Annotated in this window: 25 protein-coding genes; 14 read left to right on the forward strand and 11 right to left on the reverse strand. The window is 51.4% G+C overall.

Annotated features, from left to right (window positions below):
* Positions 1 to 11: 11 nt before the first annotated feature.
* Positions 12 to 791, reverse strand: coding sequence for a nickel pincer cofactor biosynthesis protein LarB (larB, locus tag VGS11_01825; protein HEV2118836.1), 780 nt, complete (start codon positions 789 to 791; stop codon positions 12 to 14).
* Positions 792 to 860: 69 nt separating this feature from the next.
* Between larB and larE the strand changes: the two genes are divergently transcribed.
* From larE to VGS11_01840, 3 genes are all read left to right on the forward strand, one after another.
* Entirely contained in the window at positions 861 to 1,730 is an 870-nt protein-coding gene (larE, locus tag VGS11_01830; protein HEV2118837.1) for an ATP-dependent sacrificial sulfur transferase LarE, read from the forward strand.
* Positions 1,731 to 1,945: 215 nt separating this feature from the next.
* Positions 1,946 to 2,545, forward strand: coding sequence for an archaeal proteasome endopeptidase complex subunit beta (gene psmB / locus VGS11_01835; GenBank protein ID HEV2118838.1), 600 nt, complete (start codon positions 1,946 to 1,948; stop codon positions 2,543 to 2,545).
* 44 nt (positions 2,546 to 2,589) lie between these two features.
* Positions 2,590 to 4,509: a beta-CASP ribonuclease aCPSF1 gene (locus VGS11_01840; protein ID HEV2118839.1), complete on the forward strand. Its 1,920-nt coding sequence runs from the start codon at positions 2,590 to 2,592 to the stop codon at positions 4,507 to 4,509.
* An 11-nt stretch (positions 4,510 to 4,520) separates the two neighbouring features.
* On the opposite strand, the gene sepF is transcribed toward VGS11_01840, so the two are convergent.
* Both sepF and VGS11_01850 read right to left on the reverse strand, forming a co-directional pair.
* Positions 4,521 to 4,847, reverse strand: a complete 327-nt coding sequence (sepF, locus tag VGS11_01845; GenBank protein HEV2118840.1) for a cell division protein SepF — start codon at positions 4,845 to 4,847, stop codon at positions 4,521 to 4,523.
* Between the two features lie 92 nt (positions 4,848 to 4,939).
* Complete coding sequence (locus VGS11_01850; protein HEV2118841.1) at positions 4,940 to 5,443, reverse strand: PUA domain-containing protein; 504 nt, start codon at positions 5,441 to 5,443, stop codon at positions 4,940 to 4,942.
* Between the two features lie 82 nt (positions 5,444 to 5,525).
* Here VGS11_01850 and VGS11_01855 point away from each other — a divergent pair, with 82 nt between their 5' ends.
* The 6 genes from VGS11_01855 to endA all read left to right on the forward strand — a co-directional run bounded on the left by VGS11_01855 (position 5,526) and on the right by endA (position 12,142).
* Positions 5,526 to 5,756 carry an LSm family protein gene (locus VGS11_01855; GenBank protein ID HEV2118842.1) on the forward strand — a complete coding sequence of 77 codons (231 nt, stop codon included), beginning with the start codon at positions 5,526 to 5,528 and terminating at the stop codon, positions 5,754 to 5,756.
* Positions 5,757 to 6,047: 291 nt separating this feature from the next.
* The gene (locus VGS11_01860; GenBank protein HEV2118843.1) at positions 6,048 to 8,777 is read left to right on the forward strand and encodes a hypothetical protein; all 2,730 of its coding nucleotides are present in this window, start codon (positions 6,048 to 6,050) and stop codon (positions 8,775 to 8,777) included.
* A gap of 36 nt (positions 8,778 to 8,813) precedes the next feature.
* The gene (locus tag VGS11_01865) at positions 8,814 to 9,035 is read left to right on the forward strand and encodes a DNA-directed RNA polymerase subunit P (protein ID HEV2118844.1); all 222 of its coding nucleotides are present in this window, start codon (positions 8,814 to 8,816) and stop codon (positions 9,033 to 9,035) included.
* Between the two features lie 75 nt (positions 9,036 to 9,110).
* Entirely contained in the window at positions 9,111 to 10,838 is a 1,728-nt protein-coding gene (glyS, locus tag VGS11_01870) for a glycine--tRNA ligase (GenBank protein ID HEV2118845.1), read from the forward strand.
* 67 nt (positions 10,839 to 10,905) lie between these two features.
* Complete coding sequence (locus VGS11_01875) at positions 10,906 to 11,565, forward strand: hypothetical protein (GenBank protein ID HEV2118846.1); 660 nt, start codon at positions 10,906 to 10,908, stop codon at positions 11,563 to 11,565.
* 7 nt (positions 11,566 to 11,572) lie between these two features.
* On the forward strand, positions 11,573 to 12,142 hold the full coding sequence (gene endA, locus VGS11_01880) for a tRNA-intron lyase (protein ID HEV2118847.1): 570 nt from the start codon (positions 11,573 to 11,575) through the stop codon (positions 12,140 to 12,142).
* Here the strand turns inward: endA and VGS11_01885 are convergent.
* On the reverse strand, positions 12,139 to 12,531 hold the full coding sequence (locus VGS11_01885; protein HEV2118848.1) for a hypothetical protein: 393 nt from the start codon (positions 12,529 to 12,531) through the stop codon (positions 12,139 to 12,141). The two genes, endA and VGS11_01885, sit on opposite strands and share 4 nt — an antisense overlap.
* Before the next feature lie 159 nt (positions 12,532 to 12,690).
* Here VGS11_01885 and VGS11_01890 point away from each other — a divergent pair, with 159 nt between their 5' ends.
* The 4 genes from VGS11_01890 to VGS11_01905 all read left to right on the forward strand — a co-directional run bounded on the left by VGS11_01890 (position 12,691) and on the right by VGS11_01905 (position 15,915).
* Positions 12,691 to 13,149 carry an ACT domain-containing protein gene (locus VGS11_01890; GenBank protein ID HEV2118849.1) on the forward strand — a complete coding sequence of 153 codons (459 nt, stop codon included), beginning with the start codon at positions 12,691 to 12,693 and terminating at the stop codon, positions 13,147 to 13,149.
* A 120-nt stretch (positions 13,150 to 13,269) separates the two neighbouring features.
* Positions 13,270 to 13,989, forward strand: coding sequence for a hypothetical protein (locus VGS11_01895; protein ID HEV2118850.1), 720 nt, complete (start codon positions 13,270 to 13,272; stop codon positions 13,987 to 13,989).
* Complete coding sequence (hsp20, locus tag VGS11_01900) at positions 13,986 to 14,573, forward strand: archaeal heat shock protein Hsp20 (GenBank protein ID HEV2118851.1); 588 nt, start codon at positions 13,986 to 13,988, stop codon at positions 14,571 to 14,573. Before VGS11_01895 ends, hsp20 begins: the two co-directional genes overlap by 4 nt.
* 154 nt (positions 14,574 to 14,727) lie before the next feature.
* Positions 14,728 to 15,915 carry a Xaa-Pro peptidase family protein gene (locus tag VGS11_01905; GenBank protein ID HEV2118852.1) on the forward strand — a complete coding sequence of 396 codons (1,188 nt, stop codon included), beginning with the start codon at positions 14,728 to 14,730 and terminating at the stop codon, positions 15,913 to 15,915.
* Between the two features lie 24 nt (positions 15,916 to 15,939).
* On the opposite strand, the gene VGS11_01910 is transcribed toward VGS11_01905, so the two are convergent.
* The 3 genes from VGS11_01910 to VGS11_01920 all read right to left on the reverse strand — a co-directional run bounded on the left by VGS11_01910 (position 15,940) and on the right by VGS11_01920 (position 18,319).
* Positions 15,940 to 16,161: a hypothetical protein gene (locus tag VGS11_01910; GenBank protein HEV2118853.1), complete on the reverse strand. Its 222-nt coding sequence runs from the start codon at positions 16,159 to 16,161 to the stop codon at positions 15,940 to 15,942.
* Positions 16,162 to 16,366: 205 nt separating this feature from the next.
* Entirely contained in the window at positions 16,367 to 16,558 is a 192-nt protein-coding gene (locus VGS11_01915; protein ID HEV2118854.1) for a hypothetical protein, read from the reverse strand.
* 177 nt (positions 16,559 to 16,735) lie between these two features.
* The gene (locus VGS11_01920; GenBank protein ID HEV2118855.1) at positions 16,736 to 18,319 is read right to left on the reverse strand and encodes a hydroxymethylglutaryl-CoA synthase; all 1,584 of its coding nucleotides are present in this window, start codon (positions 18,317 to 18,319) and stop codon (positions 16,736 to 16,738) included.
* A gap of 259 nt (positions 18,320 to 18,578) precedes the next feature.
* On the opposite strand from VGS11_01920, the gene VGS11_01925 reads away from it, so the two are divergent.
* Positions 18,579 to 20,333 carry an immune inhibitor A domain-containing protein gene (locus tag VGS11_01925; protein HEV2118856.1) on the forward strand — a complete coding sequence of 585 codons (1,755 nt, stop codon included), beginning with the start codon at positions 18,579 to 18,581 and terminating at the stop codon, positions 20,331 to 20,333.
* On the opposite strand, the gene VGS11_01930 is transcribed toward VGS11_01925, so the two are convergent.
* The 4 genes from VGS11_01930 to VGS11_01945 form a co-directional block, all read right to left on the reverse strand.
* The gene (locus tag VGS11_01930) at positions 20,265 to 20,804 is read right to left on the reverse strand and encodes a hypothetical protein (GenBank protein ID HEV2118857.1); all 540 of its coding nucleotides are present in this window, start codon (positions 20,802 to 20,804) and stop codon (positions 20,265 to 20,267) included. The two genes, VGS11_01925 and VGS11_01930, sit on opposite strands and share 69 nt — an antisense overlap.
* A gap of 35 nt (positions 20,805 to 20,839) precedes the next feature.
* A complete protein-coding gene (locus tag VGS11_01935; protein ID HEV2118858.1) occupies positions 20,840 to 21,658 on the reverse strand; it encodes an ABC transporter ATP-binding protein in 819 nt (272 codons plus the stop codon).
* A gap of 9 nt (positions 21,659 to 21,667) precedes the next feature.
* Positions 21,668 to 22,396, reverse strand: coding sequence for an ABC transporter permease subunit (locus VGS11_01940; GenBank protein HEV2118859.1), 729 nt, complete (start codon positions 22,394 to 22,396; stop codon positions 21,668 to 21,670).
* A gap of 322 nt (positions 22,397 to 22,718) precedes the next feature.
* Complete coding sequence (locus VGS11_01945) at positions 22,719 to 23,963, reverse strand: adenosylhomocysteinase (protein ID HEV2118860.1); 1,245 nt, start codon at positions 23,961 to 23,963, stop codon at positions 22,719 to 22,721.
* Between the last annotated feature and the right edge of the window lie 23 nt (positions 23,964 to 23,986).

A 23,986-nucleotide genomic window follows, 5' to 3' on the forward strand; every position in this document is an offset into this window, starting at 1 on the left:
CGCTCCTCCAATTATCTGGTGGCTAATTCTCTCCATGATCTGTATGAACCTACGCGGTTTGCGATCAGAGCCGCGATAGCTCCCGCACCAACCCCTCCGTCGATATTGACCACAGCCATTCCTAAGGAGCAAGATTGCAACATGGCAGAGAGCGCAGCTAGTCCCTTCTCTCCAAACCCGTAACTCTTTGATGTCGGAACACCTATGACTGGAACATCAACAATTCCAGCTACCACGGTAGGGAGGGCCCCTTCTCTACCGGCAACCACCACTATGACGTCACAATCCCACTTCAGGAGATCCTGAACAGGCTGGAAGAGCCGATGAATACCGGCTACCCCTACATCAAAGAACGATCTAGTCTCACACCCCATCTCTCTGGCGATAATTTCGACCTCTTCAGCGACTGGTATGTCGGAAGTGCCTGCCGTCAATATCCCCACTCTGCCTCCGCTACGCCTTGAGCGGTAATTCTTCGACTTTACAATGATCATTCGAGAGCGTGAAAAGAACTCAATCTTCGACCCTCCATTGATACTGGACCTGAGGGCGCGAACCTGGAGACTATCAGAACGGCTTATGATGGCTCGACCAGTCCGTCTTACCATCGCCTGGCTAATCCTCACCACGTCACCGGGAAGCTTGCCCTCTGCCAGAATAACCTCAGGGAGACCTTTGCGTTTTTCTCGACCAATGTCAAGCTTCGCAAACCGGGATAGGCTCACGACGGCAAGCAGCCTATCCTTCTTCTCGAAGAGTTTTCGACTTTGCTCAAACTTCTTCAGGGACACGATTGATCATTCCTCACTTCTGCGCGTAAACTGTTTAAATTGCAGGTGACTTCCATGTTTTGAATATTGTTGCTTACCGAGTCGACGAATCTAGATCTGCAAACGAAGATAGAGAAGGCGGTTCATATTATCAGCCAGCTTAACGGAGCCATCGTTGCATTATCCGCTGGAGTCGACAGTTCATTAGTAGCAGTGCTGGCGCACAAGGCTCTGGGAAATCGGACTGTCGCAGTAACTGCTATCTCCGAATCTCTGGCCCGTGGAGAAATAGACATCGCAGAAAGAACTGCGAAACATATCGGCATCAAACACGTCACTGTGACAACTGATGAAGTGCACAACGAAAAATACAAGTCGAATCCCTCCGACCGATGCTATTACTGCAAGGACACCCTTTACCGCGAACTCAGGAGCGAAGCTAATAAAGCGAGATTCGAGGCAATTCTTGATGGAACTCAGCTTGATGATTTTGGTGAAACAAGGCCAGGACTTCTCGCAGCTAGGGAAGCCGGTGTGAGGAGCCCACTCGCCGAGGCTGGCTTCTCCAAGAGAGATGTGCGGGAAGCTGCCCGATTTTTCGGGCTTGAGGTGTGGGACAAGCCAGCCATGCCTTGTCTATCATCCAGGATACCTCATGGGGAGGGGATCACCGTTCAGAAACTATCTCAAGTTGGAGAAGCGGAGTCAATGGTCAGACAACTGAGCGGTGCCCGAGACATCAGGGTAAGACATCATGGAGAAGTGGCGGCCATTGAAGTAGCTCCGGAAGAGTTACGATTATTTCATCAAGATGGCTTGATGAACCAGGTCGAGAAAGAACTGAGACTTCTTGGGTTCACGAAAGTGACTCTCGGCCTTCGCAAGTATCCAAACCGACAGACAAGGATAACACTTGGCCAAGACCGAATACTTCCTATCATAGAGGGTCCAAGCCATTGAGAGAATCGTCTGAGAATGTTTCCGCGACGGTGAAAGGACCTGACGATCCTCCCTCCGTAGTAAGGTCCCTGAAGCTTCGCTGAAAACGTTTTTAAGCTATCGGAAGCCGATTCCCCTCAAATCTTTCCGGTCCTCGGAAAGCAGCCGCAAGATAGTAGCATCTGGACGCGCAACGTGTTGGAAAACCCAAGGTTACCAAAAATAGGCGTTTCGAATTGACAACTACGATCGGAGTTGTTTGCAAGGATGGAGTTGTACTTACGACAGACACGAGAGCCACGATGGGCTCTTTCGTCGCCCACAAACATGCTAAGAAAGTCTACAGAATCGATCATCACCTAGCAATGACAATTGCGGGGACCGTAGGAGATGCACAAGCATTGGTGGAAATGCTTAGGGCCAACTCCTCGCTGTACAGACTTGACTTAGCGAGGCCAATTCCAGTCAACTCCGCCGCTAGACTAGTGTCAAACATCCTCTTCGGTGCGCGATATTATCCACTCGGCGTCCAAGCCCTTATCGGCGGGGTGGACGACAGCGGTGGCCACATCTTCGCACTAGATCCTCTCGGAAGCATGATGGAGGAGAAATACGTCTCAACGGGATCAGGATCGCCGGTTGCATACGGGGTCCTTGAGTCCGAATGGAAAGACACGATGAACGTGAAGGAATCCGTCCCTATAGTCGTCAGGGCTATCGATTCCGCGATGAAACGAGACTCAGCGAGCGGGGATAGCTTCGACGTTGCCCTAATCACGAAGGAAGGATACCGAGAACTGTCAGAGGACGAAAAGAAGCACATCCTCCACGCCTGACCCCTTCTTTCAACCCTCAACCGAAATCACAGTCGTAAAGAGAATTGACTAGAACCTACAACGATGTTCACGCGAAGATACGAGAGACAATCGTAGAACACATGCCGAAGGATGCTGAAATTACACGAATAGAATTCGAAGGACCAAGACTCGCCATCTATGTGAAGAATGTCGGCCTATTGGCCGAGCAAAGCTACGTGGTCACTGAGATCGTTAATCTACTTCACAAGAGGATAGTTATTCGGTCCGACCAGTCCATACGTCTTCCGGAACGCGAGGCCGAAGCCTACATTCGCAAGATCATTCCTGCTGAGGCTGAAGTGACTTCGATCAATTTCGACCCGAGCCTCGGCGAAGTGGTAGTCGAAGCAGCGAAACCAGGCGTGGCAATAGGGAAGGAAGCGACGGTCTTGCAACAGGTTGTGAAGGAAACAAGGTGGCGGCCGCGAATACTCAGGGCTCCCCCCTTGCACTCAAAGATCATTTCTAGCACTCGTCATATCCTTCATACCGAGAGCGAAGAACGCAGCAGGATTCTGCGTGACGTAGGCGAAAGAATCTTTCGCCCCACCTTTAGCAAGGCCGGCTACGTTCGACTCGTTACGCTTGGAGCCTTCCACGAAGTCGGTCGAGCTGCAATGCTCATTCAAGCCGGATCGAGCAGTGTACTACTCGACAGCGGAATAAACCCCGGAGCGCAAGATCCTTCATCAGCATATCCGCGATTTGATACTGACGAGTTCGACCTGGAAAAACTGGATGCTGTTGTCATATCCCATGCCCACCTCGATCACTGCGGCATACTTCCGTTCCTTTACAAGTATGGCTACGATGGACCAGTCTATTGCTCAGAACCCACCCAAACTCTGATGACGCTTCACCAGCTCGACTATCTTGATGTTCACAGCAGGGAAGGAGAACACTCGCCCTACGACCAAAAAGACGTCAGAGAAGTCGTAACGCACACCATACCTCTACGCTACAATGTAGTTACTGACGTCGCTCCGGACATCAAGCTCACCTTTCACAACGCTGGCCATATCCTCGGCAGCTCGATGGTACACCTTCATATCGGTGAAGGCTTACACAACATAGTGTACAGCGCCGACTTCAAGTTCGGACGAACAATGATGCTCGATCCGGCAACAGCCCTCTTCCCTAGAGCCGAGACACTCATCATTGAGAGCACATACGGCGGACCCGACGATATCATGCCAGACCGAGAAGGAGTCGAAGGCAAGCTCGTCAGCATAGTCAATGACACAGTCGAGAAGGGTGGAAAGGTGCTGATACCTGTTCCCGCTGTCGGACGAGCTCAAGAAATAATGCTCGTCCTAGATGCATACATGAAAAACGGCGCTCTCCGGGAACTCCCTATCTACATCGAGGGAATGGTCAACGAGGCGACCGCGATTCATACAGCCTTTCCGGAATATCTGGTTCGAGACATCAAAGAACAGATCCTTCACAAAGACATCAACCCATTCCAATCCGAATACTTCCATCCGGTTACTCACCCAAGTGACAGAGAGGAAATTATCGCGGGAGGCCCATGCGTCATAATTGCCACCTCAGGAATGCTCGAAGGCGGACCCGCGATTGACTACTTCCGACACCTTGCGCCTGACGCAAGAAATACTCTTGCGTATGTGAGCTACCAAGTTGATGGTACGTTAGGAAACAGAATCAAGAATGGTTTGAAAGAGGTCTCTCTTTACGCTCATGACGGCAAGATGGAAATGGTGAAGGTGAATATGAGAGTAGAATCCATTGAAGGGTTTTCGGGCCATTCAGACAGAAATCAGCTCTTAGGATTCATCAAGCGGATGTCTCCGAAGCCAACCAAGATCATAGTCAACCACGGAGAAAGAAGGAAGTCGGATCTTTTCGCTCAAAACGTCAACCGCATATTCGGAATCAAGACGGTCGTTCCTGACGTTCTGGAATCCATCAGGCTACGATAGCTCGCCAGGTCTCATCTCGTACCTGGAACTGCTTCACTCTGAAGTGGAACCGCAGGGATGGCTCCTTCTGGGGAGGCAGCTTCTTTCCTCCATACCTTTACGCCTGCTGGCGTTATGACAATACGCTCCTCTCCCAGCCGAGCAATATCTCCTCCCAAAGATTTTGTGTAGTCGGTCAACTCCGTGATTGCGAGTTTTGTCTCCTCAACGCTCTTCCGCGCCAAGGGAGTAATTCTCACGATCAGAATGTTGCCGGTTCTGACCTCCCCCTTTATCGTCTCCACATCGTCCAGTTCCTGTAGAGGAAGAGCCTTCACATATATCGAAGAATGCTGCATGTGGAAAGATCAGACTGTGCTCCGGGAGCTAACATCGGGCGTCCGACCGGTTCGACTTTAAACATTTCCCTGACTATTTTCGATACAAATCGTCAATTGGAGCTTGAAGAAGTCGAACCCTTGGGCTTTATCACGTCCCAGATCAAGTCCCCAACGTAGTGGACATTCTCAACGACCTTCCCCTTCTTTGTAGCGGCCATTGGACCCGATCCAATGATTGCCTTCCCAACGGCAAGGAACTTGCCGTACTTCTCGTCCACGACTACCAAGAATTGCCCCACCTCGAACTCCCCACTCAGCTTTCGAATCCCCGGGGCCATGATGTCCGCGCCTCCAACTACATGTGGGACCGCGCCCATGTCAACGACAACCCGTGGCATCCTCTCAAGAGCTGAAGTATTCGTTAACACTGGCGCCAGGTCGCTCTTCCTCCGAAACGCGATGGCTATGCCGTCAACAAATATGATCTCTGAGTCTTTGACAGTCTCTATCTCGACTCTGGCTTTGTGAGTGAGATGCTGTTGGTTCGGGAGCCGTCTGAGTTCTTCGATCAGAGGCTTGGAGTCACGATCTTTGAGTATTGTTCTGACTGTCAAGACTTTTCGGAGTGATCGAGGGAGACAATCTTTAAAAGAGTACCTTCGCCCGACAACCCGCAACTCTCCGGTTGAGCGATGAATGTCTGAAGTTGCTGCGAAGATCTTCGAAGAGAGCCTGAACAAAGTCGTCCTGGTCCAACTCAAAGGCGGACGCAGTGTAAGAGGAAAGCTCTACAGCTTTGATCAACACATGAACCTAGTCCTCGAAGATGCGGAAGACGTCACTAACGCCGAGTCAACGAAGAAACTCGGCACCATCATCGTCAGAGGAGACAACGTAGTACTGGTTTCTCCCCCACCAAAGCGATAAGCTCGAAATTTTTTCTTCTTCCAGAGGCGACATGCCTCTTAGCCATGAGCTGGTTCTGGTATGATGCTACAAAGCTTAGCATTGAATTGCCCGGAGCAACTAATGCGAGAAGCCGATGCAAGATTCCATGAGCAACTCATGACTCGCTTCGGTTTCTTCTGCTTGATCTAAAGCCTCGTGCATCTACTGATTGTTTCTGGATGATGCATTCCCAGCCAAACGTGAAGTGTACACTTTACAAAGGTTAAATAGAATCCGGCAGGGTTCGCCGAAACTAATCCGTGAAGCGACTTGATCCGTAGTTCTCTAGGTGTACTTCTAGTTCTGCTCTCGCTATCCATCGTTCTTCCTCAGTCCGCTCGTTATGGTTCCACCAATTCTGGCATGTTCGGACATCCGGCCTTGGCCCCGTCGTTCGACCCATACAACCCACCTTGTCCGTGCCCCGCTTTCAACGTCACCTATTCTCAGTTTGACCTATACACAAGCAAGAACGCAACGGCCCCTCCCCCGAATCTTACGTTTTTCAGCACCACCATAAACAACACCCAGACGGGGCAGCCTGTTCCTGCGACTGCGTTCAAATACTCAATCCCAAGTGCTACCGTCACCGCTCAAAGCATCAATTATACTCTCACGGTCCCCAAGGGGACTGGGCCAGCGACTTTCCTGAAGTTCGACTGGAACGGCACTCTCGGCCAGGGAGCGAGGGCTCGCTATTTGGTATACAATGCCTCCAACACGCCACCCGTGCTGTTACCCAACGGCAACGTTACAAGGTCAGGTCCACCATACTCGTTCAATTTCACTGGAGGACCTCCCAACAGCTCAACGGGAGGTGTTCCTGTTTCCTGCGCCCCCACGGACGAATGCTACGATTTAACGAGCCTCATCGGGTTCAAAGTGACCCTAGCGTTTCTTTTCAGCAACACAAATGCCACTGGTAGGGGTTTGAATGTCCGTGTCGCTAACATCGAAGTCGCCTCGGTAGCAAATACTCCCAGCGAAGCAACACTTCATACAATGACTCTCACATCGGCCACCCAAGTGTCCCACAACGCGAATGTAACTGTAACCTACAATGCCACAGCTATAAGCTCCAAGCATCTTTGGGGTCAGACAGTTACCACCTACTATTTCCCGAAACCGTACACGTTGACAGGCATTAGTCTCAATAATACCATTCCATTGTCACTTGCCTATCCTATCGCTAAAGGTTCGTGCACTGCATCCTCCTGCTCAAGCTCACAGCTCGCATCTCTCAAGAATACGCAATTTATCGCCCTCAACGACACAACCACCCCTAGTTCAACGACTACGTATCCCTGGTTTAGAGGATCAGCCATAATCCTTGCAACGGGGAATAGTGGCGAAGGATTCATCCAGACAACCCTCGGAGGGCTTCCTACAAACTTCTGGGAACCTGGAGACCTGCTCCAGGTGAGGGTCAATGATACACAGGGGGTCAACGGCACCGGTTCCAACATTATCTCGATTCTTTCCCCCACACCCGCAACCGTCAATCTGACTCAGACCTTTTCCGTCTCCCACCGAGGACTCTTTCTCTTCAACTTCACATCTGCTCTTCCACAGCCTCCAATAGCAGGCTCCTGGAACGTCACCAGCACTTTCACAAGCAATTTCGACTTCGGCGTCGTGTTTCACACGTTTAGGGTCGAACAGACCCAAGTCAAGCCGAGCTCGTTTTCTTACTCAGGTGATAACAGACTTCTCTCAGTCAAGGGAACGCTCACGAACTCAACTACCCAGACGACGATACCGGCAAGTAACGTTGTCGGCAACGTCTTCGCCATCGATTCGGGCTCCAACGCGGCTCCTCTATCCACTCCAACGATCACTGGCGGAACAATGAAGGGAATGTACATCTCGAACGTCACTCTACTTAACGGAGCCTTCACAATAGGCCAACCACTGATTGCGACCTTCACACTGGTCAATCCTCCACCAACTGTTGGAGTTGACGCTAACATCACAATCGACCACGAATGGAGTAGCCAGCAGACCCACGGCGCAAGCGTTACAGTTTCTTTGAAAACACTAGGCGACCAACCATATCTCATCAACTCAAAATATGTCTACAAATTGACCGCCAACATGACACTGGGCGGAATAACGATCGTGATAACAAGCCTCACTACTGGTAACAGTGTTAGCGCAAACATTCCACCCGGTAGCCTCGGCGACCTGCCGGTCACAAGCGTACGCCAAAATTCTGGCCTCTTCAAGATCACCGTCACAAGCAAACCCCACGCTCAGACCGTGGCTAGCCCATGCGCCCCGCTACTCGCATGCACGAACAGTCTTGAGTCTCCAACCTACGCCTACATTCTCGTCAACCCACCGCTTCCTGGAAGACTTCTAGCCTCCACACCGTTCCCTCTAACTGATTCGAGCGGAACCTTCACAACAGCAATGACTTCCGGCGGAGAACTGGGCGCGAAAAACCTAATCTTCTATGTACTAGGACGGGACCCGAACGGGATAGTGATTACAGGTCAGGACAAGTCGACACCGGAATCAACAATTCTCCAGGCAAGCGTTGACAGTATTCCCACAGTAACTCAGGGACAATCCGTTACAATAATCCTCCACCTGTCGAGCAATTCATCCATCGTGAACATGAACATCACAGTCAGCCTGAACATTGATCAAAACGTCGTTCAAAGCCAATCGGGCATCTACATCCAGCATGGTGCGAAAAAAGACGTATCATTCAGCTTCAACGCCCCACAAGGACTCGGAGTCCATACCCTCACATTCTTCTCGCCAGAATACGGCGCCCCCATAGTTACGGGGACCCTTCAGGTATCAGTCTTGCAGAATAGCCTCCAAGTAATAATTCCAGCCATCATTGGACTGGTAGCCGCCATTGTAATACTTCTGTTCTATCTCTACCGAAGAAAGCCGCAGGTCGAAGCTGAACCCACACCAAAAGACAAACCGGCCGGAGGAAAACCCTCAAAACCGACTCCAGCGTCTCCGACTAAATCCTTAACTTGAAGTTAGAGTCAACATGTAGATCTTCGGTTTAATCTCATGGAGTCGGGACCTGAAGAGCCACTGGGCGAATCCTTACCATCAGAGGCTCCGCCACGAGAGCGAAACCCCGGCGGGCTCATCTACGAATGCATCAATTGTGGGTCAAAGCTTACTGCTGACCAACTCGCAATGACGCCAGAGATCAAGTGCCCGTTCTGCGGATACAGAATCCTACGAAAGGTCAGAGCCCCGATAGTCAAACACGTGAAAGCTCGATAGAGCCACCTGCAGGTCCTTGCATAAACGGATATAACGAGTCCACAATCCGCGTGAAGTGCCCAGGCCAGAAGTATCTTGCAACAACAAATCAGGGATAAGCACAAGCTCATTTCAGAAACGGCCCGCCGAAGAGGATTCTTCTGGGGCTCCTTCGAGATCTACGGTGGGCTCAGCGGGTTTCTCGACCTTGGGCCTCTGGGAGTGGTCTTGAAGAGACAGATCGAGGATACCTGGAGAGATTTCTTCCTCAGACGCCATGGGTTTGTCGAGGTTTCAACCCCAATAATCACGCCGCACAAGGTTCTCGAAGCCTCAGGCCACGTCGAGAACTTCAAAGATCCGATGACCGAGTGTACCGATTGCAAGAGAAGGTTTCGAGCAGACCAGCTAGTAAAGGAGGCCACCGGGCTCGAAACGGAAGGCATGAGCCTCGAGACCTTAGGATCACTCCTCAAAGAGAAACATGTCAAGTGTCCTGAATGCGGCGGGGAACTTGGACCACCACAATATTTCATGACCATGTTCAAGACCACTATAGGCCCTTACGGCGAGGACCCGGCCTACGGCCGCCCGGAAGCGGCTCAGGGAATATTCGTAAACTTCCGCAGAATCTTCGAAACTATGAGAGAAAAATTCCCCATCGGGATCGCCCAAGTGGGAACGGTTCTCCGTAACGAGATATCACCCCGACAGGGCCCCATTCGATTACGAGAGTTTACAATAATGGACTTCGAGCTCTTCTTCAACCCTGAAGAACCCGATTGTCCGTACCTAGAAGAGATGGCGTCCGAGGAGTTGTCAATAGTTACCGCTGACACTCGAAAAGAAGGCGCAGAAAACGCGACCGTGATCAAGGTAGGCGACGCGGTCCAGAGACAGATAATCAAAGCACCATGGGCAGCCTATTTTATGGCTCTCTCGAAACAATTCCTTAATCGGCTCGGCGTCGACGGTCACCATCAAAGATTTTTCGAAAAACTGCCCTCTGAGCGAGCACACTATTCCTCCCAAACCTTCGACCACGAAGTCAAACTTGACCGATGGGGATGGACTGAGGTAGCCGGGTTTGCAAACAGAACGGACTACGACCTCCGAAAACATATGGAAGCAACTGGAGAGGACTTGCGAGTGTTCAAACCCTATCAGACACCTCGCCTTCGCGAAGTCAAGTTGATAAAACCGAATCGTCAGAACATCGCAAAAATCTTCCACCAAGAGACTGGAAGAGTCGCTGATCTGATTTCGAAAGACGATCCCGAGAAATTTCTAAAAAGCAAGAAGGCTGGGTTGCCCGTAACAGTCGGGCCATATACCATTCCATCAAACTGCTTCGACGTCGTCGAGGAGCAGGTAAAGGAAACCGGGACCCGTTTTCTGCCCTACGTAATCGAGCCGAGCTTCGGAGTGGAACGCCTCCTCTACACGACCCTCGAATACAACCTAGCGATGAAGGAAGATAGGCTCATTCTAGGCCTCCCATTCAACCTCGCTCCCATCCAGGCGTCGGTCTTCCCCTTGGTAAACAAAGACGGCTTGGAAAAGCGAGCTACGGAAGTGTATGAGGCTCTCGTCGCGAACGGATTGAGAGTGGAGTACGATGAAGCAGGCTCTATTGGAAGGAGGTACGCTAGGGCCGACGAGGCAGGCGTACCCCTCGGAATCACCGTCGACTATGATACGCTCAAAGATGATACTGTTACGATCCGAGATCGTGATAGCTGGAGCCAAATGAGAACCCCTGTCGGAACACTGGCCTCAACAATTCGTGAGATAATGATAGAAGGTTTCAAAGCCCCGAACTGACCTGGTTCAAACCGCTGCTAGTTTTTTATGGTAACGACAGCATCACCTTGCGAGACAGTGCTCTTTGATGACCTTTCCAGTCGAAACCGAAGCAAACATACGACGACGAATACTTGACATCTGCAGAGAACAGACAAGAAACGTCGTAGACATAACCCGCGAACTAGCGCTAATGACCGACAACGTCTCTGATGGAAAAGCAAAGGACGCAAAGGAGCACTATCAGAACATGCTGAAGATTCTGGAAACCTTCGAAGGCACCAAGAAGAAGCTCCTTGAGGAGGTCGCCTCGTTCGGGACACTACTCAGCAATCGAGAGGACTTCATCAGGCTAATTTTCAAGATAGGCGAAATAGCGGACTATGCTCAAGGCATCGGTTTCCGACTTTCAGCGGTCATCGACCGAAGCTGGAAACTCGACAAGAAATACACCAAGCGCCTCGCGGAATTGAACGCCCTCGTTCTCGAAGAAATGTCCAAGATAAGAGAGACCGTGATGTCCCTAGGCTTCAACCCGGCAAAAGCAATGGAGCTCTCAAGAGGTGTCGAAGACTCAGAGAAGAAAGTAGACATGGCCTACCGATCTCTCGACCTTGAGGTACTCGACGATAAGATTCCTCTGCGTACCCTGTTACTTGTCAGGGATCTGAGTGCTCACATGGAGAGCATGGCCGATCTAGGAGTGGACGTTGTAGACTTGATCAGGGTAATTGCCCTGACAGCCTAGAAAAATCATGAAGTCCACGACGCTTCAAGGTGAAGCTGAACTCATCGGAACTCGCCTCATAGTTTGGGACGCCAAGACCGGCCTTGACATTTACCGGTCAGGTTTCTTCGGGAAGCCAGTCGGGATACCAAAACCCAAACCAGACCAAGACTTCGACGTCCCACTACTGCTCGATCTCATGGAAGGATTGTACCTTCTGGAACATCGTAGGATCTCAGTGATTGATGGAAGAACCAAAGATCCCGTCCCAAAATCGGTTCTATTGAGAGAGGCTAAGGGAACTTACCGTGGATTCAGTCAGGCGTACCAAGTGTACAAGGATTTGAGAAACAAGGGTTACATCGTCACACCTGGAATAAAGTTCGGCGCTGACTTCGCCGTGTATGAGCACGGACCTGGAATAGATCACGCCCCATTCATCGTCTCGGTCGAAGACCCGGAGTCGATCATGGGACCCTTTGAGGTAGTGCGAGCCGGTAGACTGGCAACAACCGTGAGAAAACAGTTCATAATTGCGATTCCAGACATGAAGCAGGACGAGATCAGATATCTGGTTTTTAGCTGGTTCAAAGCCTAGCTCGAACCCGCAGCTCCTCCCATCGCCGCTGCTCGAGCATTCTCGAGAAAGCCAAGAGCAAAGTCACGAGCGTGTCGTTCAGTTCCTCTATGTTTCCCGCCGACATGTCTCAAGTGATGGTAAAACTCATGGATCAAAACATATGGATCAAACATGTATTCTTCACTCGACATGTAGATAGTCCGCTCCCTGTGCACATAGCATCCCAGCGCTCTTTTCTCGCCTTTGGGTAGACCGATCCTCAACGCGGGCCTCTCAACACGGTAACGAAAGCAAAGGGCGTCGAGGGCTTCCTCCGGCTTCCGTTCTACTGCTATGAGGCGCACAATCTTACTCTGGAACTCGGCCTCGTCAAACTCTTTCCTTGGCCCTGATTGTAACGGGTTCAAGACCCGTCAACTGTTGCGGCTAAAGCCCTTGCATTTTGCGTTGTTGCCAAAGTGGCCGACGCTTTCTGGTTGCAACTCTTTAAGGTTCTTCGGGACAGTGGCCTCTCGACCCTCAATGTGGAGGCGAATCCAAATTCTTTTGAGACTCACCCCGAACGATTGCAAGTCGCGAAGTTCCTGCTGCTCAACGGACTATCGATCGACGGGGGCAAGATTTACGTCAATGAAGTTGAGATCCCGATTCTCAAAGTGGCCAGAGCAGTCGGAGTTGATCGTCGTACTGTCAGCGAGACGATCCGCGCGATGAGCATGGACAAAGAAATCAAGATGATCTTTTCGAATTTGGAGTCGGCTGGACCATCGCTCCGAGCTATGGCCAAGCAAATGGGATTAGGGGTTGTCGAGATAACAGCCGACAATCCGAACAAGGTCGGGATTCTCGCAGACGTGTCGAGGGTCTTGGCAGAGAATGGAATTAGCATTAGACAGGCATTAGTCGACGACCCTGAACTGAACCCCAATCCCAAGCTCATCCTGATCGGGAACAAAGTAATCCCCGGAAAGGCCATTCCACTAATCTTGAAGATTCCCGGAGTTGCCAGGGTATCAGTTTACTAGCTACCGAGGACCTCAATGTTACCAGGGGTAACATTTAAAGCAGAATTATGTTACTTTGAGTAACGAATAAGGGTCCTTCAAATGATACTACAGCTGGTCCCCTCAGCGGAAACCCAACAAGTGTCTCCTCAAGACATCCTCGACTACAAGACTTTCGCTCGCAGACACCAAAACCCGACAGGAGAGAACGAACTCAAGCAATTCGAGCGGTTTCATGCCGCATGGCATTTGATTTCTCAGGATATGGAAACATTCCTGGATGCAGAACTGACCCCCAACGACCCTTCGAGATCTATAACTGTGGACGTATGTGGAATCAAGAACGGAACTCTGACAGCGGTGTTTTGCCAGACCGCGGGACTAGACGAGCCACTGGCAAAATCTCTCGAAACAATCAATAGATCTCAGAATACCACCGCGTTGATTCTCCTGCCAAGGGAATTGGCTCAGTCTGAGCTAGAGGAATCGGTGCGCGTTGCTCTCCAGACGGGCAAAGCCACTATGGAAGTGCTTGGGTGGTTCGGTGACACGTTTGAAGAGACATTTCGGGAAACCCTTCGACTCATAGAGCTCTTGGGAAACGAAACCAGAATGAGGATGCTCGCACCGCTTCTTGAGAGGTCGGGTGCGAAGAGGGATTATCGAACCAGGATAAATCCGAAGCTTGTCTACCACAATATCTCTGCTCTTTCCGATGCAGGCATCCTCGACGAGAATACGGAAGGAGCGTACGAATTGAGTCAATTCGGGAAGACAGTCTTCGCGGAATTCATCTCGTTTCTCGAGAGGACACGGAAGACCCTTGATGAGTCAAGAAATAGGGAGGTGAAAAATGGTTGAGTGAAGATGAATTCTTTTCCAATTGGCTAAGGCGTCGATGGCGGTTCCCGACGGCGAACTTATTCGACGAGCTCGAGCAGGACTTTGAGTCGATGTTTAAGGACTTGGAACTTCCAAAGGATCTCATCAGAGAGCGAAAGCTTCCGGACGGTGGAACCGTGAGGGAAATGGGTCCGTTTGTCTACGGCTATTCGTTCAGCATGGGTCCCGATGGAAAACCGGTCATCAGAGAATTCGGTAATGTCAAACCCTCTCTGAAAGGAGGACAGAGTGGCACGGTTAAGCCTCAGCTCGACGTAAAAGAAGATCGAGAGCCTCTAGTTGATACAATAGTCAGTCCCGATGCGGTGAAGGTCGTAGCCGAGCTTCCAGGTGTCGAGAAACCTGACATCTCGCTTGAATGCGACGGACGGAAGCTGACGCTCAAGGTGGACACGGACAAACGACGCTACTACAAGGAACTAGAACTTCCTGTCGAGGTTGACCCCGACACGTCAAAGGCGTCATACAAGAACGGTGTGCTGGAGTTGCTGCTGACTAGGAAGAAAACGGGGTCTAAGGCCAAGCAGATAGCCATCGATTGATCTGGGAGTAAATACTCCCACCACCCCTTTTTCGTGCGCGCGGACTACCCTTAATATTAGACATAGTAGAGTTCTCGCGTCAACAGAATGGCTGGACGCGGACCCAAATCTTAACCGCTGATGATCCCACTTCAATCGCATGGTTTCCGGCGACTTGGTCATCAGTCAGGCAGAACATAGATCCAGAGTCGAGAAAATCCGGGATCAATTGAGGAGATCGAAGTCTGCCGCGCTCTATCTTACGAATCCCACCAGAATTCTCTACGCGACCGGATTCAGCCACATTTCCACGGAGCGACCTCTAGCCCTTGTCATCCCACAAGACGGAACAATCTTCGTGATGGGACCTCATCTAGAAGAGGACCATGTAAGATCCGATTCCCGTCTCATACAGGAGTTTTTCAGCTATCCCGACTACCCAGGCAATACCCACCCGATTCGACACTTTGTCAAGGTACTGAGGGAGAAAGGACTAGCAGGAGCGAAAATTGCAACCGACTCATTTGACGGAGCCGCTGGAGGCTGGGGCTACAGAGGACCTTCCTTGCGGGACCTGCTCAAACGCGCCAAAATGGTCGACAGCAGAGATATGGTCGACAATCTGAGAAGGGTGAAATCCAAACAGGAAATACATCTTCTGAAGGAGAGTGCTCGATGGGCGGAGAAGGCTCACGATATTCTGATCGAGAACATCGGACCTGGCGAACATGATGCGCTAGTCGGGGTGAAAGCGAGCTATGAGGCGCTGACGAGAATGATGAAGAAGCTTGGAGCAAAATATCGCCAGCTGAAATGGGGCCTTTCACCCGTAGTTGTTGGTTGTCGGGGACAGGTCGGACCCGGGTCAGCCATACCGCACTCCGTCTTCTCTCAAAGAAGGATCCGAAAGGGGGACGTATTGGTAACAGAGGCCGGAGTCGAAATAGGAGGCTACACAAGCGAACTCGAGCGGACCGTTATCGTTGGAGCAGCTGGCCCTACAGAGAAGAAACACTTCGAGACCATGCTAAGAGCTCAGGACGCCGCGTTAGGAGAATTCAAACCTGGTGCGCCGTGTTTCCGGGTTGATGAAGCTGCGCGGAAGGCTGTTGAAGCGGTTGGTCTGGCCGACGCGCTCCGTCACCATGCCGGTCACGGCATTGGGATAGATGGTCATGAGCCACCGTGGCTCGACCCAGGAGAGAAGACGATCATGAAGACCGGAATGGTCTTTTCGTGCGAACCAGGACTCTATGTTCCCGGGTTTGCTGGGTTTCGTCACTCGGATACTATAGCGGTTAGCAAGGATGGAATGGAGTTCATAACTGAATACCCACGCGGCCTGGATGAACTGACTGTTTAGCACATGAAGCAGGCAGAAACCGAACTAGGTCCACAAGGCGTTCGGTAGAGCCTTCTCCACTGGTGGAGAGACTCGATGATCATGATACGCCTCTCCGCAGTGTGGACATTTCAGATTCCTTCGCCACATCCGGTAGATCAATTTGAGCCCGACGTAGGTCAGGGCGAAAACAACGACGCCTGCTATGGCTGACGCGATTGCAGAGTCCACGTTCATGATGAAGATGAAATAGTGGATGTCAACCAATCAAGAGACCTCCCAGATGTCGCGAGGAACATGTGGACGAACGAGTGGACGGGTTTTAGCGCGCATACGCTATATTGCGGAGTTGACGGTATAAACCTACCTCGGAATGAAAGTCGCGAACTAAGGCGACGTGTATCTGTTTATTGAGAAGTATATCCTGCCGACCTGAAGTATTTTTTGGAGTCCGGAGTCTTGCGAGAGATGATCAGGGCTGACTGTTTGGTGGTGTGGTCTGGACGGGTTTCAAGACTTCGTCCGCGTGGGTGATCTTGACCAGGCCCTTGAGGAGCAACCGATTGGTTATTTTCGCGCAAATATCGCAGTCCTTACCCGGACAATATCCTTTGAGAAAGTTCTCGCACTTCCATCGATAGTTCTCTATCTCAACAGTGGACATACAAGTGGAGCCTTTGCCGATCGGCCTTCGGCCCGAAATCGACTAAAGTCTCGCGTAACTTCACGCAAAAGCGACCGGTAACATCAGGAAGGTCGACTCTGCCCGGTCAAGCTGGGCTGATGATGACCCCCCCTGAAAGTCTATGTTAGGGCTAGTCTGGCGAATGGTACTATGGGTCTAAGCGTACTGGGTAGGAGCGACTGCGATCGGCTTCGGTTTCGAGATTACTGCTATGGGCTCTCTGAATACTGGTCGATATGCGATTCCATAGAGGATGAGTCCGTCCTTGCCCTCGTAGTCGAGTCTTCTGATGACCCCCTCAAGTCGAACTCCGGGTTTCAAATTGGAGATGTCCGCGTCCACGAAGAGCACTTTGTTGCTTTCTAGTAGTTCGAAGTTCGAGGTCCATCTCTTCTTGAACGGAAGTTTTGCAACGTTTTTCAGTTTCGCATATCTTGGAAAGCGCTTCTTCTCCATTGGTCCGGGACAATCGGACGCGAGACAAGTGTCTCTGGCGGGATAGTAGATTCTGTTGCAGCCTTTGCAGAGGGAGAGGGAGAAGTAGCTTCCGTTGACTGGTTCAATCTCGCCGACAATTCGCGGAATCTCCAGTCGTCGCTTAATTCTTGAAAGTCGTTCGCGGATCAAATCGTGGTACGTGTCTATCCTGATCTCGGACTTCCGTTCGACATAGTCCATCACGGTGGGGGTTCGTCCTCTCTTTTCCTCTATTCCATCCTGTACCTCAAACCAAGTTGCGTTTGAATAGGCCCCCGAGCCGTAGGAGACAGCGAGGACCTGGTCGCCCGGGTTTGCCTTGTCAAAGAGTGACGCGAGTGATATCATCGTAGACGCCGCGTACGTATTTCCTGTATCCAACACCCTGAGCCAGGGCTTGATCTTCTTCTCAATGTCTTGCTCGGTGAGCCTCATCCGTTTAGCGATGGATGAATCGGCAACGTAGGGGCTTATGTCCTGCGTGAGCGCATTGCATGTTTTCATCGGAAGATAACCCGAGGGTTGGTGAAACGTTATCCAGTCAAAGTCCGCTAAAGAGAGATCGGGATGCTTGCGGAAGAGGTTAGCAATCGCACCGATGATATGTGATTTGTAGGCTTCAACAGTCGTCCTGCCGAAGTGCTTGGGAACAGCTGACTCCTCACGTCTCCAAAAGTCCATGAATAGGCTGGAATAGGGTGCAATGTCCTCGATACTCGCGATCACATCGCTCTTCCCCAACACAAAAGCTCCGGCACCTGCTCCGGCCGAGTATTCTAGAGGGTCCCCCCGCTCAGCTTGAGCAACGTCGGCGCCAATCGAAAGACCGTATTTTATTCGTCCGCTGCGAATCTCAGCGTCGATGAAACCGACCCCTTGCATTCCAGAATTGCAGGCGCCTTCAAGGTCGGCAATGAATACGTTCTCTCCGACGCCAACGAAAGACGCAACGTGCCGTGCAATCGTTCCGACTGCATACGGCTTAGACTCCGAACCTGCAGTGACCGCGCCGATTTCTCCGGGAGAAATTCCGGCCATTCGAATAGCATTCTCAGCTGCCTCAGTGGCGATGGTCATGGTGTCTTCGGTGTGTCCTGCCACAGCCTTTTCGCGCAGAAGAAGTCCATGTCTAACCTTCTCTAGAACTTTCTCAAGTTCCTTGCCGCGTTTCTTCTCTCGCTCCCTTACTATCTTCGCGGTCTCAATGCGTTCTCGGGGAATGTAAACCCCGTAACCAACGATTCCAACTTTGCTGTGACTCATCAGAAGACCTTCGGATACATCCGATATGTGAAGGACTTTTTCTCAGCCAACACGGTATTTAAGACTACGTAGAACATGTTTTGACAACGCGAATAGATCAAAGACAGATATTGATGCAAGAAAGGATTCTTCCGTCTCACGCCATGTACCTGTAGTTTCTTCAATCCTTCTGAAACTCGAACGGTAGTCAATTGGTTACAGTCTGTTTTTGGCGCTAGAAACGAGCCCGGTTGAGTATTAGCTTCTCGAAGGATTCCAGATGGTATTCCGCTCTATCACGAGCTTGATTCTCGCACTGATAATTCTATCCTTCTCATCAGGAGCCGCGAACGTTCCTCACCATGACGTGAACAACGGAAGCCCACTTCCAAATAATTTACCCCTCGCAGCGGTGAATGGTCCTCAGCGGACCATCGTCATAGAGGTCCAATTTCCTGACAAAGGAAACAGCACTTCACCTACACAGACGCTGACGATGATTTCAAACCTGAACAATTATTACAACGAGGATTCCTACGGAACTGTTTCATTTCAAACGGGTATGACGCCGTCTGCCACCGCTCCTTGGTATGCTTTGCCTAACTCAATGACGTACTATGGAGCAGACACGGTATCGAGTGACAACCAACTAGTCTCTGACTCGCTACAAGCTGCCTACAACGCGGGAATCGATCTCGCAAGCTACAAGTTTGCAATCGTAGTTCACTCAGGCAATGACGAAGCGATGAGCCACGTAACCTCTGACATTCATTCTTTCACCATTCCAGGTTATGTTTTCAACCCTGCTCCCTTGGTGTCGTACAAGATTTCGACATCTGTGGTGGCCGAATCCGACCCGACAGGGGTTTATTGCCACGAGTCGGGCCACCTCCTAGGACTTCCTGACCTTTACGACCTGACCGGCCAAATCGACCCTTCGAACAACTTTCTCGGGTACTGGGAAATAATGGCCCTGGGAGAGTGGAACCCCAATACTGGCAACCCGCTCCAACCTAAACCCGGCACCTACCCATCCCACCACTCTATCTGGTCGAAAATTCAGCTAGGATTCGTTCCCAGTTCAAGAGTGGTGGTTGTTCAACCGGGTCAGAGCGCCAACGTCACTTTGCAGAATCTAGAATCCTCGACTACTGGCAATCAATCGGTCAAGATTCCCATAGCCGCAAACCAAGATGGCTCCTTGACCTACTACCTTGTAGAAATGCGTGCCAAGCTTGGCACGTATGATCAATATCTTCCGTTCCCCTCAGATTATCCCGGAGCAGGTATTCTCATCTACAAGGTAAACGAGAGTATCGCTGCAGGCCATGGCAGCGTTCGCGTGATAGACGCTCATCCAGGTGGAGATCTTAGCGATGCCCCCTTTGGACCATGCAATTCTCCGTGCACCAGCAATAACACGTTCTCGGATCAGACGAATTTCGTGAAAGTAATAGTGACTACGACAACGGCGACGTCATATTCTGTGCTAGTAGATCGAACAAACGCTCCTCCACTTCTGCTTCAAATAAACACTCCATCCCAAGGCGTTATGGTCACCGTCGACGGAATCAACCAGACTTCGGACAAGGCAAACCAGGTCCGAGTAGTGGTGCGTTATGGACCTCACATCATCTTTGTTCAACCACAAATCCCACTGTCGGTCGGCTCCACAAGTATTCAGCTGGGACTAACAAACAGCTTTGCAGCATGGGACGATGGAAGCACCGCGAACCCACGAGCCTTTTCAGTCGTCAAGGATATTGCCATTACCGCGAGCTACCGAGTAATAATCGAGCCCTCGTTCGCCACGGCAATCACCGCGGCGACAATCCTTGGAGTCGTAATACTGGCAGTAACACTTCATCGAAGGCGACACGACGCTGAGAAGAGTGCGCCTTCTCCCCCGTACTCTTCACAAGTCCCAAGCACAATTCAACCCGGGAATATCGCCACCACAGGAGGATCACTCCCAGGGAATAATGCTCTTCCGAGAGTACCCGTAAAGAGCGACAGCGAGACCGAGAGCTCCTAGCCCTAAACCCGCCGTGTTCGCGCTACCATCTCTCGCAATTATTACCTGCTGAGTACTTCCAGAGACTCGGACCGAGATGTCAATGGCCTTCGCTGCATGAGAACTCTGGTTGTCGAATACGAAACAGTAAGTCCCGGTCACATTTAATGGAATATTGAATGACTGGCTAGACACGAGCTGGTCGATGAGGACAGTGGGAGGTCGTGACGATGGAGAGCATGATTGAGACTTGTTCATGCCCAAGAGTTCGAAGTGAACGGCGGAGGCTACTCCGCTTGGCTCCGAAACTGTGAGATTGGCCCGCAGTTCATTGTTCATGCCAGAAAGAATGGTGATATTCTTGGGCTGTTCGACAAGGCTCCCTGCCTGTATAGGAAACCCACTTTGAACCCAAACGTTCTGTACGCGGACCACGGGAGTAGTGTGGACAGCCGGGATCGACGCGTAGGTGACCAGACCGACTATCAGCATGGCGAGCCCGAAGACTACGAGTTTGAATTGCGTACCTAGCGACCCTCCATATCTTGGAGTTTCTGGAACTCTCTGATTTCGCCCAGCCGATGTCGCATTATGCTGGCCTCAAGCTCCGTCTGCAGCAACGAAAAGATGTCCTTGTGGATGCTCACAAAGTCCGATGCGGTAGGACTTCTTGGACGAACCAACTCGACGGGCACTACGCTTTTCACTCTCGCGGGTCGAGCGGAGAGAACCAGTATTCGATCCGCGAGCTCAATCGCCTCTGGGAGGTTGTGAGTAACGAGGAGGAAGGTCTTCCGAGTCTCAGCGTGGATCTCTGCGACTTCTTCCCTAAGCGCTTCTGCAGTGAACTCGTCTATCGCACTGAAGGCCTCGTCCATTAGAACAACTTCGGGGTCTATGGCGAGAGCTCTAGCGATGCCGACTCGTTGTTTCATCCCGCCGGAGAGCTGTTTCGGATAGAGATTTTCGCTGTCTTTGAGGCCGACCATTCCGAGAAGTTCTCTTGCCTTGTTTTCCCTCTCGCGTTTCGGGGTATTCTGTATCTCAAGACCAAACGCGACATTCTCCAGAACAGTTCGCCAAGGAAGTAGCGCGAAGGTCTGAAAGACCATGCTGATCTTGGGATGAGGAGCAGCCAGCACGTCTCCGCGGAAACGGATCTCGCCTGAGGATGGCTTGTCTAGCCCGGCAATCATTCTTAGAAGGGTAGATTTTCCGCAACCGCTCGGACCTACGATGCAGACGAATTCTCCCTCGTTAATCTGGAAAGAAATGTTGTTCAAGGCTGTCACGGTCTGCGGAGGCTCCGAGTACACCTTTGTCACATTAGAGAATTCGACGTGCAATTGGTTCTATTACCGCCATCTCTTGATTCGCTGTTCTAGCCGCTCGAAAAACGCGCGATCCATCAGGATAGTTAGGAGGCCAACGGTCATTATTGCGGCGAGACCGTAAGTCATTGAGTGCGAGGAGCCCTGAATACTGTTGGAAATGAAACTTCCAACCCCGGCAACGCTCGCGATGATTTCCACTGCGAGAAGTACGTTCCAGCTGAACTCGAAAGAGAGTCTTAGTCCAGTTAGGAAGTTTGGAAAGATCGAGGGAAGAATGATCTTCGAGAAGGTGTCGAGCCTTCCCGCTTTGAAGACTGATGCAACGTGGAAGTAGTCTGTTGGAATCTCCTTGACTCCCTGGCGGATCGTAAAGTAAATCGGGAAGAAGGCACTGAAGGCTGAGATGGCTACTGCTGCTACATTGCCTCGTCCGATTACAGTAACCAGGAGAGTGAGTATTGCCAGGTCTGGCAGCGCGCCTACCAGCATGATGATCGGCGTGATCGCTTCGTCGAGCTGGTTCCTTAGACCCACGAGTAGTGCGAGAGGCATAACGACAACTAGCGCAAGAGAAACCCCTGCAGCTACGTTGACGAAACTCTGGCCAACCCGGGCCAGGAAAAATGGGGTTCCACCGAGTTGGACTAGTGTGAGTAGAACGTCATGGAGAGGCGGGAGCTGGTTACTAGAGACTATGCCGAGGAGACCTACTACCTCCCACAGGGAGAATATGGCGACGAGCGTGATCATCCACGGGGGCAGTCGGGGTTTGTTTCGACTAGTGTCCCGGACTCGATGGAAGACCTTGGGATTGAGTGGCCAGAAACGCAGCTCGATACACCGGGAGCCCGAAGGTCCCCTCTCAGAACTAATTAGCTTTGGACGATTAGTCTGCGAAATTCCGTGCTTAATGAGGTAGAGGTCCGAACTCTTGTCATTGGACGCTTATCGGTTCTAAGGAAAGAACTTGACTGTTTGAGGGGGAGGTTTGACTTAGAGCAGTTCAAAACGCGACCGTGCAGTATGGGACGCTGCTGTGCAGAGTTGTGCGAATGCCTGTGCGAATACCCACTCAAGCCTGCCAAGAGTGGAGATACTTCTGCTGCAATCGGGATAGAGTGTCGATTTTTCGCCCGAAGGCTTCGAGTCTCTGCCGAGCGACCTCGAAATCGAGTTCTTCTGGAACTTTGATGACCTTTGGCGGCAGTTTGCCCTTGTTCTTGGAGAGATACTCAGCGGACAAGGCTTGATCGGCAAAGCTCATGTCCATCACCTCGGCCGGGTGTCCGTCGGCGGCTGCGAGGTTAACTAGTCGCCCTTCGGAAAGCAAGTAGAGCCTTTTCTTGTTTGGTAGAGTGTACTCAACGACTTGGGGCCGTACTCTCTTTTGTCTGATAGCAAGCCTCTCAAGGCCTCGCACACTTACCTCGACATCGTAGTGGCCGACATTGCAGAGGATCGCTTTGTCTTTCATCTTGAGCATATGCGACACGGTTATCACGTCCGTATCTCCAGTCGCGGTGATGAAGAGGTCCCCCCTCTCGGCCGCTTCAGACATTGGCATCACATCGAACCCCTCCAATAGCGCCTCCAAAGCCCGGACAGGGTTTACTTCTGTGACGATGACCCTCGATCCCATTCCACGGGCACGTTCAGCCACCCCTCTGCCCACCCATCCGTAGCCCGCTACCACGACGTCCCGACCGGCGAGGAGCAAGTTAGTTGCCCGCATTATGCCCTCGAGACCCGATTGGCCTGTGCCATACCGACTGTCAAACAGATACTTGGTAAGGGCATCATTGACGGCGATCACGGGAAATCTTAGTTTTCCTTGTTGCTCCATGGCCTTGAGTCGCGTCACGCCTGTGGTGGTTTCTTCGCAGGCGCCGATGATGCTCTGCAAGAGCCTTCCTCGTTTCGAGTGGGCTAGAATCGAGAGCTCGGCACCGTCGTCGATCAGAATGTCAGGCTGCAAGTCAAGGACCCGACTCAGATTCTGTCTGTGTTCTTTGTCGGTTACTCCATGCCAAGCGTACACATGGACCCCTGTTTCGGCTAGCGCAGCAGCAACATCATCTTGGGTAGAGAGGGGGTTGCTTCCGGTTATTGCGACCTCTGCGCCCGCTCGGTGGATGGATTCTGCTAGGACAGCGGTTTTTGCCTCAAGGTGGAGGCAGGTTCCAATCTTGTAGCCTTTGAAGGTCTTCTGATCGATCAGTCTCTTTGTGATTTTGGCGAGTACAGGCATATGCTCCCTTGCCCATTCCATCTTTACCTTCCCTGAAGGTGCGAGTTTGGGGTCCTTTACGAGGCTCAAGGTCCAGCCCGAATGTTTCAGGG

It is taken from the genome of Candidatus Bathyarchaeia archaeon, from assembly GCA_035935655.1.
Classification (GTDB): Archaea; Thermoproteota; Bathyarchaeia; order 40CM-2-53-6; family 40CM-2-53-6; genus 40CM-2-53-6.